The organism is Pseudoalteromonas ardens, from assembly GCF_030125445.1.
GTDB lineage: Bacteria > Pseudomonadota > Gammaproteobacteria > Enterobacterales > Alteromonadaceae > Pseudoalteromonas > Pseudoalteromonas ardens.
Genome location: NZ_JASJUV010000003.1, coordinates 157,120 through 169,501, shown reverse-complemented (window position 1 = coordinate 169,501; position 12,382 = coordinate 157,120). Strand labels below are relative to the sequence as shown.

Below are 12,382 nucleotides of genomic sequence, written 5' to 3'. Positions count from 1 at the left end.
ATTGAAAAGTATGCAAAAAGGTATTTCAAACAGTATTCCCGATCCAATGGTTGTGCACAATAGCGTGCGGGCATTGCAAGACAATAGCCTTGCCTCGCAACCGACGGTGACTATCATTGGTGCCGGTGTCGCAGGCCTCAGCGCGGCCTATGAGCTGCTCAGACTGGGGGCCAAAGTGACCCTTTTGGAAGCCGACCCCAGTCACATTGGCGGACGTGTCAGAACACTGCGAGAGTCTGACAAATTATACGCGGAGCTGGGGGCAATGCGGATCCCGACAGAGCATCACCTGACGCGTCATTACATCCGCGAAATGGGACTGAAAATGCGCCATTTCGTGCAGGAAAATGACAAGACCTTTGCCATGATCCGAGGTCAAAAAGTCCGCCGTAGTGAAGCCGGGTTCGAGCAGTTAAAACAGCATTTTACCCTCAGTCCGGCGGAGCAAAAAATGTCTGCTGACAACATGTGGGAAATTGCGGTCACTGAGGTCCTCAATTCACTCAGCAGCGATGAAAAAAAAGCGCTTTATAACAGAACATTAGACAGTGAAAAGCTCAAAGCACTGGATGACATGTCGTTAAAAGATGCGTTCGTTGCGGCCGGGTTAAGTCTCGATGCACTGGAATACGTCAGTGCCATTTATGGCGTATCCACACTGATGCAAACGTCCTTTTCCGAGCATCTCAGAGAAGAGCTGGAGCGTGTCTGGTTTGATGGTTTCGACGAAGTCGTTGGGGGCACCGATTTACTGCCTCGCAAACTGTTCGAAAAAATCCAGCATGGCGTGCAGTTTAAAGCGGGGGCGCGGGTAATCGCCATAGACAACCAGGCCAGTGGCGTTGCTGTCACTTACCAACTCAGAGATCGCTCTAAGCACACACTGCATTCAGACTTTGCAATTTGTACATTGCCCTTTGGTGTACTCGGCAAGGTAGACTTTAAGCAGTCCATCAACCCGCTCAAGTCCCGGGCATTTGCACAGGTCAATTATGACTCGGCGACCAAAGTGCTGATCCGAACGAAAAACCGTTTCTGGGAACTCAACGAAGGCATTTATGGCGGCAGCACCATCTACGATGTGGGCCTGGGCCATACCTGGTTCCCGGCAGACAACGCGCAACGCAAAGATCCACAGGTATCGCGCTCTCCCAGTTACTTGCTGGCATCTTACACCTGGGGCCAGCATGCGCGCCGGGTCGATACACTTAATAACTTCGAGCTTAAAGAGTTTATTTACACTGAGCTGAAGAAAGTGCATCCCTATATCGAACGCGACGATATTTTGAGTGTGCTGCGCTGGAGCTGGACGAATCACACCCATTCAGCAGGCGCTTACGCCTTTTTTAACCCCAGAGATCATCAGGATTATTACGCACTGATGAGTGAGCCTGAACAGCGCTTGTGTTTCGCCGGAGAACATTGCTCCCTTTACCACTCATGGATCCAGGGTGCCCTGGTATCGGCGCTGGAAGCCGTCCAGTACATAAGTCAAAAAGCATAACTATTTAAGGAAAAAACATGTCTTATACTGTCGCTGAGTTTATTACGCTCAGACTAAAGCAACTTGGTTGTTATCACGTATTTGGGGTGCCCGGCACCTCATGCTCAGATTTTATTGATAGCCTGGTAGCCGACCCGGATATGCAGTTTGTGAATACAGTCAACGAGCTGGAAGCCGGCTATGCTGCTGATGGTTATGGCAGACAAGGGGCAATCGGTGCGGTATCGGTCGCGTATGGTGTTGGTACGCTCAGTATGGCAAACGGTATTGCCAGTGCCCTCACTGAACGCGTACCACTGGCCGTGATCAATGGCGGTCCGACAGACAAGGATTTACGCCTGGAAGCCGAATATGACGTCCTCTTCTCTCACTCAACCGGGTTTGGCAAAACAGACCTGAAAGTGTTTCGTAAGCTAACTCTGGGAGCAGCGGAGATCCGCACTCTGGAAGGCGCAGCAGACCGCATCGATCGTTTGTTGATCATGGCCATTGAACGCTCAGGTCCGGTTTACATCGAGATCCCACAAGATCTATGGAAACAACCGATTGGTCATTTTTCTCCTAATCTGGCTTACAGTCCGAAGCGCTTTAAGCGAGGAGCAAGACCCTTCACGCAGGCCGTCGCCGACAAACTTGCTCAGGCCAGTAACCCGGTCGTCCTGTTAGGTGCTGAGCTGGTGCGCTTCGGTCTGATCGATGAAGCCATGCGTTTTGTTGAAGCCCAAAACTTGCCGTTTTATACCACCTTGCTGTCCAAGTCGCTGGTCAGTGAATCCCACCCGCTGTTCTGCGGCGTTTATGATAGCGATCTGGCACCGTCCACTGTGACTCAGGGCGTTGAATCGTCAGATTGCGTCATTGCGCTTGGGTGTTTATTCGGTATTGACCATCGCTACATGGTCACCTCTCTGGGCGACAAACTGCTTCGTGTCGCATTCAATAAAGCCATGATAGGGACCGAGGTGCTGCCTAAACTGTCACTGGGCGCCTCTTTAGAGTCACTGAATCAGTTACCTGAGTTGACCCGCACAGATCGCCAAATCCCTACCGTAGCGGGACAAACGTATCAGGATCGCCGTGCGCAATGGCAATCCAAACTAGGTGATGACCCGTATAACGGCACGCTCGGTCACGACGGCATCTTTGCTGCGATTGGTGACTTCCTGACGGAGCAGCCCGACCCTTATTACATCAGCCTGGATACCTGTCTGGCCAGTTTCCCGGGAGCAGATATTCCGGTACTAGATACCCAATGCTTCCTTTCAAACCCCATCTGGTTGTCAATCGGTCAGGGCACACCCGCCGCAATCGGCGCTTACTTTGCAACTGGCAAACGGCCACTGATAGTCACAGGTGATGGCGGTTTCCAAATGGTGTCGCAAGCCTTCTCGTCATTCGTCCAGAATCAGATACCTGGCATCATAGTGATCATCGACAACGGTTCGTATGCCATTGAACAGTTCCTGATCGACGGTACTTTTTTTACTGAACCGAACAAAGCACCACTGGACTACGTGATGCTTAACGGCTGGAAGTACGAAAACATGCCCCATGTCTACAACGGCGGAATTGGCCTCAGGGTCACCAGTTATGATGATCTGCTAGGCGCGCTGCATCACGCACATGCTCGTCCGGATCAACCCTGCGTTATTGCAGCACAGATCCCAATGAAAGATCTGCCGGCCGAGAACCGCGCTTTCTTGGGTATTTAAGCCAATCAGGTATTTATTCTTTTAATCGTTTCAAGAGGCGTTTGCGCCTCTTCAGCACAAGGGTATAAGGATGACATTGTCGCGGCGTACGTTTTTAAAAAGCAGTTTAGCACTCGCAGGACTGACTGGTTGTCAGGTGGCAGCCTCTCCGTTAGTCAGGGCTTTGTTAAATCAGGAAAATAGCTATCATGCACTCTACCTGGACAAAAACCGACTGACTGAATTGCTGCCTATTCTGGCTCAGCAATTACACCTTTATCAGGATGCCGAGATCCATACACAGGCGATCCAATGTATCGCGCAACTAGAGAGTGAGCACGCCATCTACACGCGCCTTAACGAACTGGTGGCGCAGGACTCAATGAACCTGAACCTGATCAACATGCATCGCTATCAGGATCGTCAAATCCAGTGTATTGAGTCATTACAGGATCTCATCACTGCAGCCCCGGTAGATGGTTACATCAGTTTTGGCTTACCCAACAGCAGCTTTGATCCCATTGCTCAGTTGCCACAGGTGAGTGGTCGCAAATTGACTGTTACCCGGCCTATGCCGGCAAGTTATAGTCCCATCGCGCGATCTGATGTGATCAGTATTGCCACAACCACTGAAGTAGATCAACACGCACTGGCGCTGAACAAAGACACCCATTTGCAACTGGCTGCCATTTATGACGGCCCACACTGTTACAGTCAAGAGGTGTTTACCGGAATGATGTCAGGGCTGAGTCGACAAATGACCTCCGGCGGTCACCTTGCCATGCGCCTTTATGACGTACAAAAGCCAGTGCAACAACACTTTGCGGCAGTGCTGAATGACTGGACCAATCTGTTTGAAGGGCAATCCTGGCAGCAAGCTGCGGCACAACGCACACGACTACGCTCCGCAACAACATGGCACCGGGAAATGGCGCAATATGGGTTCAAACTGGTCGATATGCACACGCTGAACTCACACCAGGCGCTTCCTGAATACCTGGCTCTCTATCAAAAGGTTTCTTAATCTATGAAAAATCAGCAACACACCACTGTGTCCAGGCGTTCCTTTTTAAAAGGGACCGGACTGGGACTGGGCGCGCTGGCAACCAGCACTCCTACTTTTGCCTGGCAAAACACCATTGATGTGCATCAGGGCGTCGTCGCCACAGCCACACTGAAAAATGCTGGCTTGCAAGAACAAGCGCACATGCAGGATCAATACATGGCACTGGCAGACACGCTGGATTTGCCGATCCGGACAGGGCATCAAGTTTTGATAATCCTGGGCGTCGTGTCGGATAAACCATTTCCTTATAGTGTTGACAGTAAACTCCTGCATGCAAGCCTGATGCATCTGCTGGCACAAGGGGTGAAAGCGCAGCAAATCACCATTGCTTATCGCAGTGAACACGACCTCCAACCGACCTCGTCACTGGTGGTCTCGGCAAGCAAGGCGCTGGGCAAGGCATTTAAACCAGAGCATTTTGTTAATACCCTGGGTAATACACACTGGGAGACATTGACGCTCCCCCAGGGGTTACCGGGGTTACACGTCTTGAGCAGTGCTAAGCATGCAGATCATATTGTGTATCTGGGTCAGCTGACCGATCAACATGGTCAGCCTGTCATACCTGAGCATGCCATTGCACAAACCCTGTTGGCTGCTGATGGGCTGGCTCAGTATGCCGGGCAACTGGATGATGTCACCAAAATCTCCGTGCTCAACCGTGCGGTGTTTGCCAAAGTCAGGTTAGTGGCAAACAACGCAACGCGATTTGTCGCAACCACAGATACTGCGCAGTGCGAGGAAAAATGTGTCCATCCGGGGATCCTGAATATCTCTAATGATATGACCAGCCAGGCGGTGTTCGCGCGTCATTACCTCAGTGCGCTGCACAATAATACACAGGTCACAGCGCGCACTGCTCAATCATTAGTCTGGATGCAACATGGCAGCAGCCGCGATCCGCTGACTATCCGGCTGGTTGAATCAGCCCTGAGCCGTTCCGGTGTGGCATTAAAAAAAGTAACGCTGGGGTAAAATGTGGTGTGGCTGAGCGCCGTTGCTCAGCCACAATTTAGAGGGTAACCCTTATGGGCGGTATACTCTGACGTTGGCAAAGCCATTTTCGTGCAGGATCAGGGCCTGCAGCTGGCTCATCACGCCTTTGTTACAATAGAGGTAGTAATCTTTGTCCTGTGGTAAATCGCCAAACTTCGTCGCTAGGCGGAAAAACGGTAGGTGGATCACTTCAACTCCCTCCAGTTCAAGCGGATCGGCATCTTCCTCTTCCGGGGAACGAATATCAACCACCACGGCACCGGCAGGCAGATCGCTGACATTTTCCGCTTCTTTAACTTCTTCTTTTGCCTCTGCTTCAATCTCGCGAATGTCTTTCACGATGGCATTTTCCACCACCGTATCCAGCACATCAAAGTCAAACTTGCCTTCTTCAGCTTCGATTTTTTCCAGCTTCGCTTTAACCGTCGGCTTTTTCGAGATCACACCACAGTACTCAGGCATTGACTCCGCCATTTCACAGGTGCCAATCTGGCGTGCAATGCGAATGATCTCTTCTTTGTCATATTGGATCAGAGGGCGTAAGATCAGGGTTTCGGTGACACGATCAATCACGTTCAGGTTTGCCAGCGTTTGACTCGACACCTGACCAATACACTCACCGGTTACCAGCGCCTGAATACCAAAGCGCTCAGCAACGGCGGAACCGGCTCGCATCATCATACGTTTGAGCACGACGCCCATCTGGCTGCTTTCGATATTCTCAAGGATCTCTGCCACCACCGGCTCAAAGTCCACCGTGATAAAGCGAACCTTGTGGGTTGAGCTATATTGCTTCCACAAGTAGTGGCTCACCTGTTTTACACCGATCTCATGCGCCGCGCCACCCAGGTTGAAGAACAGGAAATGGGTTCTCGCCCCTTTACGGATCATCTGATAACTGGCCACACCGGAGTCAAAGCCACCTGACATCAGGGACAATACATCTTCTTGTGTTGGCAGTGGGAAACCACCCATGCCCAGGTGTTTAGTCGTTACGATATAAGCGCGATCGCCTTTTACTTCGATTTTAACCGTCACATCAGGTTTGCGCAGCTGCACCCGTGCGCCCGGCACATGCTGGTTCAAACCGCCGCCGACATATCTTTCTACATCACTGGAGGTAAAGTCATGATCCCCCTGACGTTTCACCCGCACACAAAACGTCTTATTCTCGATTTGCGGGCCCACCAAAGGCAGTGCGGTTTGATAAATGTCGTCCAGCGTTTCAAAAGTGGTTTCCTGCACTTCAAGAAACTGCACTATGCCAGGAATACGGCCCAAACCACTGATAAACGCTTTGCGGATCTTAGGATCGTCGCTGTGCGTTACCACTGTGATGTTGTCCCAGTTATTTTTTACCGTCACTTTTTCGTCAAAGCGGCTCAGCACCAGTTTGATGTTTCGTTCGAGTACCATAGTAAAGCGTTTGCGAACCGATTTACTTTTGATCACGATTTCGGGGTGCAATTTGACGATAAATTTAAACATAGAAGTCACTCTTGGTTTGGACATGAATGCGCAATTGGCGCGCCGACAACGGGCGCGCGATTATAGCAGACTTATTAAAGACTAGGAAATATACAGAGGATAACCAGCTTTTCTGGTCTGTGGGATCAAGCTATGCTGGGCAAAGACGCATCCGCCATTGTCTGATAATGCTGCTGCAAGTGTTGAATTTTGTCCCGGCTCAGTGAAGTCGCGTAGGGTTTAAACAGCATCAGAACCTTAACAATACCATTATAGATATCCTGCTGCTCCAGCACTCCGGTCATTCTGCGTGCTTTAACATACGGCGTCCAAAAGCTCACCACCATTTTCAGCATGTGGGCCAGCTCATTAGCATCTTCATTGCTGATCGCGATGACTTCAGCCGCTCGCAGGCCAATAACGACCGCTTTTACCTGTTCAAACAATCGCGCCTGAAACGCAATGTAGTCCTTCTTAAGGACATCGTCGCGGACCAAAATATCATTGAGGTTATCGTAGAAGAAATGGTAGCGCCACATTAGCTCAAACAGCGAGTCAAGATACTGAGTCAACTGCTCAACGGGCTCATCATGAGCTTCTAATGGTTTAAAGTGGGTACTTAGGTGCTCACTATACAGCGCAAAAATATTACGAATAATGTCTTCTTTATTTTTAAAGTGGTAATACAAATTACCAGGACTGATCCCCATATTAGAAGCGATGTGGTTAGTGGTGATTGTTCGCTCGCCATGTAAATTAAACAAGGCGATACTAGTACGAATAATTTTTTCCTTGGTATTCATATTCGGTTCTCTGATAACACGTAATTAATGAAGCGATATGACCTTTCGGTTATAACGCCCAGTGAAAATAGCACTAAATGGGAATAACATTAAATTTTCATTTTGAAATCAGACCAGTGATATTGTGCCGTAAGCTTGATAATATAGAGCGAATTTGAACTTTTATGATCCAGACATGCAAGTAACCGCTTTATATCCGGGCACCTTTGATCCGCTTACCAACGGACACGCCGATTTAATCAAACGCGCGGCCAAAATGTTCGACACTGTCATTTTAGCCATTGCACATAACCCAAACAAAAAACCCTGTTTTACGTTGGATGAACGTGTTGATCTAGCTAAAGAGGTACTAGCGGAACATGACAACGTCAAAGTCATTGGCTTTACCGGACTGTTAGTCGACCTCGCCCGTCAGCAACAAGCCAATGTGCTGATCCGTGGGATCAGAGCGGTTTCTGATTTTGATTATGAGTTTCAGCTGGCAAACATGAACCGCCGTTTGTTTCCTGAACTGGAAAGTGTATTTCTGACGCCCTCTGAGAAAAACTCTTTTATCTCTTCCACTTTGGTCAAAGAAGTGGCTTTACATCATGGTGATGTCAGTGAATTTGTCAGCCCATTAGTGGCTAAAGCTTTAGAGGAAAAGTTACACGGATGAAGCGTTCCTGTTTTATATTAAGCGGCCTGGCACTGGCCTCAGCGTCTGCATTCTCTTCACCCTGGATTGATGCCGGGGAAAGCCACCTTAAACACTCAATTGACCTGCTCGTCAGCGCTGGTGTCATTCAACGTCCAGTTAACCAATACCCCTTAATGTGGAATGGCCTGGTGGACGATCTGATTAAAGCCGACTCAGCTCAGTTACCCGAAGATGCTCAGTTTGCGCTGCAACATGTAAAGCATGCTCTGGAACAGGCAAAGCGAGACACCCACTCGGGTATCATCACACATTATAGTGATGAGCAGACCATGCCGGCAGGATTTGGTCAGCAAACCCGATCTCGCAGCGGAATTAGCAGTTATGGTCAGATCACTGGCAGTAATGTCAGTGCCCGGGTACAAGTTAACTATGCCGATAACCCGCAAGACGGTAAACAGGTCAACCATCATGGCAGCCACCTGGCAGTGTTGCTGGGTGACTGGGCGTTTAGCGCAGAACGACTTGATTACTGGTGGGGTCCGGGCAATGAAAACGCCTTATTACTCTCTAACAACGCAGCACCGATGAAAGCACTCCGCATCAGCCGCGCCAATACCAATTACAGCGGCCCACGCTTTTTATCTTTTATCGGTCCCTGGCAGATCACTGCTATCGCAGCAAAGCAACGTCCGCAGCTGGCTGTCGACAACGAAAAAGACTTTTGGGGCATCAGAGTATCAGCCTTTCCCTTACCGGGGTTGGAAGTTTCCTATGCCACCACTGCCAGTGACTTCGTATATCGGACAGATCCACAAGATGAAACTCAGCATCAACAGCGCCTGAGCAGCATCGACGTCAAATACGCCTCTCGCATTGCGGGCATGCCCGTGGCTTTTTATGGTGAAGTGAGTGGCGACAATGACCAAGGCGCATTACCAGACAATGGCGCTTTCACCTTAGGGGCTGAAACCTTCTGGGGGACATCGGAATATCGCATAAAATCTTACCTTGAATACAGTGATACTGAAACGAATTGCCAGGCACAGCAAGCCAGTTTTCAGTGTCACTTTGCGACGGCAGGCGAAGGGGCAGATTACCGTGAACGTGACCGCTGGCTGGGTGCACACATGGGCCCACAAGCAACCTCCGTTAGCTTAGGCGCAAACTACTATGGTATGGGCGGTTACGGCGGTTATGCCAAGGTAAAACGGCTACAATTTGACACCCTCAATATCGATCGGGATTTGCTTCAGGTTGGCTATCAGCAAGGCCTGTTTAACGGTTTGCTAAAACTGGATCTGGCGCACTGGCGTGATAAAGGCGCCACAGATTCAAACAATGAAACATCAGCATCCGTCAGCTGGGAGTACCGATTCTAATCCCTTACCGCCCGATCTATTCGGGCGGTACCCACTCTACCCAAATCGCTCATATTGCCTTTTGTGCCGTATACGGTTGCGGATAAAACAAACGATACAGGGCTAAAAAATCACGATTCGTTATCAGGGCCCCCACCATCACAAAGTCTGCACTGATCACTGTCCAGGAATAAATGTACCATAACAACCAAGGGTCCCTGGTACCAAGTAGATAGGAGTCCACGTACATCATGAAAAACATCGAGGCATTGATGCTTAGCGCCAGCACACAATAGAAGAAAGCAGGTTGCTGCGGTGCATGCCTGAACCATTTGTACCGGGCAATAAACAAGGCCACCACGGTCAGGACGTCATAACTCGCCCAATAAATAAAGTCGCTGGCGACCATATCGATAGACATAAAAAGATCGCTCAGGCTATAGGACAGCGACAGGATCAAAGAGGCGGACAAAACTTGCTTGTTCGTGTTTATACCCAGCATCGCCAGCCCGGCACTGAGCAAAAAAGCCATATAAAAGCCCCAGAGCACCATGGCACCAGTACTTAAGCCAAAATAGTCAAATAACATAAATATCGCTGTTTTGTGGTTTGTTCGAACATAGACCAAGCCATTTAATACCTATTTGCTTAATTTAGTGAGCTATTTTGAAGCGAGAAAATAGGGTCGATAACAAGGCAAAAATTTGTGAACCTATGTCTAAGGTATAAGGTTCTAAATGAGAAATTTTTAACGCTGTTAGCGTCCTAGTTGCTCCTTCAAATAGACTAGGTACTAAGTGAAATTGGTATAAGACTTCGTTATGTATTCAAACTCTTATTATGTGGCATTACTCTAGCAAACACTGCCACACTTTGACCAGCCTTGTGCAAATACTTTGTGCGTCATGATTAGCATGGGTCCAGAAATGACAAAAGTGCCCGACAGGGCACTTTCATTGAAGCAGGCACCAAACACCTAGGCCACAAACTGACAAGGGATGCGCGCAGGTTCCGCAGCCTGTAACATGTATTCCATGGCGACTTCATCGCAGTTGTTTTTGCGCAAGCACAACTCGCAATCTTTCATGACCTTTTCGGGCAGGCTGTCTTTGTTACACCCACTGAACCCTTGCTTGTCAAAAAAGCCTGGCACCCGAGTCAGCACAATCACCCTCTTTAACGCCAGGCGTTTGGCTTTAGCCAGCAGGTGCGCAACGAGCTGCTGTCCCTGGCCTTTCACAGGGATCGTCGGATCAACGCCCAGTGAGCGGATCTCAGCCAACCCTGTATCGTAAATATAAAGCGATGCGCAACCGGTGACCTTGCCATCGACCTCAGTCACAGCAAATTCATTGATACTGTGGATCATATCACTTTTGGCACGAGGCAGGTTTTCACCCACTTTCGCCCAGTACTGGATCAACCCCGCGATGGCCTCTACATCATTCAAAGAGGCATCACGTACCGTGATTTGCTGTTTTTTTTTCGCCGCGCCGATAGCCGCAGAAACCTGAGTGACTGACGTCCCCCCTTTCGCGCTGCGCGCTGCAATACAGGCATCGAGTTGCAATACCGGGTAAACATCCTGTTCGATGTGGGTACACACAGACTGAAATTGTGCCAGACTAAGATCTTCAAGGTTTTTTTGTTCACTCAGCGCCAGCTGTACCAGTTGCCCCACGATGTGATGGCCTTCACGGAACGGGATCCCTTTCGCAACCAGATAATCGGCCAGCTCAGTGGCATTGGCATGCCCTCCCTGTGCCGCCTGCTTGGTTTTATCAGCATTCACTTTCACACTTTCAATGCAAGACTGAGCCATATGAAGTGCTGCCAGCCAGGTTGGCATAGCGTCAAACACCCCTTCTTTGTCTTCCTGCATATCCTTGTTATAGGCCAGAGGCAGCGCTTTCAAGGTCATCATCATGGCACTGAAGGCACCAAACACGCGCCCCGTTTTGCCTCGGATAAGCTCTAGCGCATCAGGGTTTTTCTTCTGAGGCATTAAAGAAGAGCCGGATGTCACATTGTCGCCCAAATCAATAAAGCCTGCCTCGCCGGAGTTATAAAAAATCATATCCTCGGCCAGACGTGACAGGTGCAGCATGGAGATGGAGGCACAACTCAACAGCTCCAGGACAAAGTCCCTGTCTGACACGGCATCTAAGCTATTGCGGGTGGCACAGTTGAACTCCAACTCAGCAGCCAGCCGCTCTCTGTCAATAGCATAGGCTGTGCCTGCCAGCGCACCACTGCCAAGCGGACATTCATTCAGCCGTGTTATGGCATCTTGCAGACGCGACGCATCACGCTCCAGCATTTCCACGTAAGCCATGCACCAGTGACTGAACAATACGGGTTGTGCCCGTTGCAAATGAGTATAACCAGGCAGAATAGTGCCCAGCTCACGCTCTGCCAATGCAACGAAAGCCGTTTTTAACATCGTCAGTGCATCCAGTATTTTGTAGCCACTCTCTCGGCACCACAAGCGAAAGTCGGTGGCCACCTGATCATTACGGCTGCGACCCGTGTGCAACTTTTTGCCCAGGTCGCCGACTTTTTCAATCAGGCGCGCCTCTACATAAGAATGAATGTCTTCATACCCGGCCGTAGCAATGGCATGCGGATCAGCACAGGCTTCCTCGAGCAGCACCTGCAGCGCCGCAACCAGTTGGGCATGCTCGTCGTCGGTCAGGACCTGAACCTGTTTGAGTGCCCCTGCCCAGGCAATCGAGCCAACAATATCCTGCTCAGCCAGCTGATAATCGAACGGCAAGGAATCATTAAATTGTTTGAAGGCCTCATCCGGCCCAGACGAAAAGCGCCCACCCCACAATGCCATGTTACTTTACTCCTC

Annotated in this window: 10 protein-coding genes; 6 read left to right on the top strand and 4 right to left on the bottom strand. The window is 49.8% G+C overall.

The window, feature by feature from the left end; all coding sequences use genetic code 11:
- The first annotated feature begins 10 nt into the window (after positions 1-10).
- The 4 genes from QNM19_RS11505 (at position 11) to QNM19_RS11490 (ending at position 5,236) form a co-directional block, all read left to right on the top strand.
- A complete protein-coding gene (locus tag QNM19_RS11505; RefSeq protein WP_049863197.1) occupies positions 11-1,504 on the top strand; it encodes a flavin monoamine oxidase family protein in 1,494 nt (497 codons plus the stop codon).
- 17 nt (positions 1,505-1,521) lie between these two features.
- Positions 1,522-3,216, top strand: a complete 1,695-nt coding sequence (locus tag QNM19_RS11500; protein WP_049863196.1) for a thiamine pyrophosphate-binding protein — start codon at positions 1,522-1,524, stop codon at positions 3,214-3,216.
- Between the two features lie 70 nt (positions 3,217-3,286).
- Positions 3,287-4,219, top strand: coding sequence for a hypothetical protein (locus QNM19_RS11495; RefSeq protein ID WP_049863195.1), 933 nt, complete (start codon positions 3,287-3,289; stop codon positions 4,217-4,219).
- A 3-nt stretch (positions 4,220-4,222) separates the two neighbouring features.
- Complete coding sequence (locus tag QNM19_RS11490; protein WP_049863194.1) at positions 4,223-5,236, top strand: twin-arginine translocation signal domain-containing protein; 1,014 nt, start codon at positions 4,223-4,225, stop codon at positions 5,234-5,236.
- A gap of 51 nt (positions 5,237-5,287) precedes the next feature.
- Here the strand turns inward: QNM19_RS11490 and thiI are convergent, their stop codons facing one another.
- Together thiI and QNM19_RS11480 are read right to left on the bottom strand one after the other, a co-directional pair.
- The gene (gene thiI, locus QNM19_RS11485; protein ID WP_049863193.1) at positions 5,288-6,745 is read right to left on the bottom strand and encodes a tRNA uracil 4-sulfurtransferase ThiI; all 1,458 of its coding nucleotides are present in this window, start codon (positions 6,743-6,745) and stop codon (positions 5,288-5,290) included.
- A 125-nt stretch (positions 6,746-6,870) separates the two neighbouring features.
- Entirely contained in the window at positions 6,871-7,527 is a 657-nt protein-coding gene (locus tag QNM19_RS11480; protein WP_049863192.1) for a TetR/AcrR family transcriptional regulator, read from the bottom strand.
- Between the two features lie 175 nt (positions 7,528-7,702).
- Here QNM19_RS11480 and coaD point away from each other — a divergent pair, with 175 nt between their 5' ends.
- Both coaD and QNM19_RS11470 read left to right on the top strand, forming a co-directional pair.
- A complete protein-coding gene (gene coaD, locus QNM19_RS11475; RefSeq protein ID WP_049863221.1) occupies positions 7,703-8,185 on the top strand; it encodes a pantetheine-phosphate adenylyltransferase in 483 nt (160 codons plus the stop codon).
- A complete protein-coding gene (locus QNM19_RS11470; protein WP_049863191.1) occupies positions 8,182-9,546 on the top strand; it encodes a capsule assembly Wzi family protein in 1,365 nt (454 codons plus the stop codon). The genes coaD and QNM19_RS11470 overlap by 4 nt, the downstream gene beginning before the upstream one ends.
- Before the next feature lie 49 nt (positions 9,547-9,595).
- Here the strand turns inward: QNM19_RS11470 and QNM19_RS11465 are convergent, their stop codons facing one another.
- The gene (locus tag QNM19_RS11465) at positions 9,596-10,114 is read right to left on the bottom strand and encodes a hypothetical protein (protein ID WP_049863190.1); all 519 of its coding nucleotides are present in this window, start codon (positions 10,112-10,114) and stop codon (positions 9,596-9,598) included.
- A gap of 387 nt (positions 10,115-10,501) precedes the next feature.
- Positions 10,502-12,367, bottom strand: a complete 1,866-nt coding sequence (gene argH / locus QNM19_RS11460; RefSeq protein ID WP_284026721.1) for an argininosuccinate lyase — start codon at positions 12,365-12,367, stop codon at positions 10,502-10,504.
- Positions 12,368-12,382 lie beyond the last annotated feature (15 nt).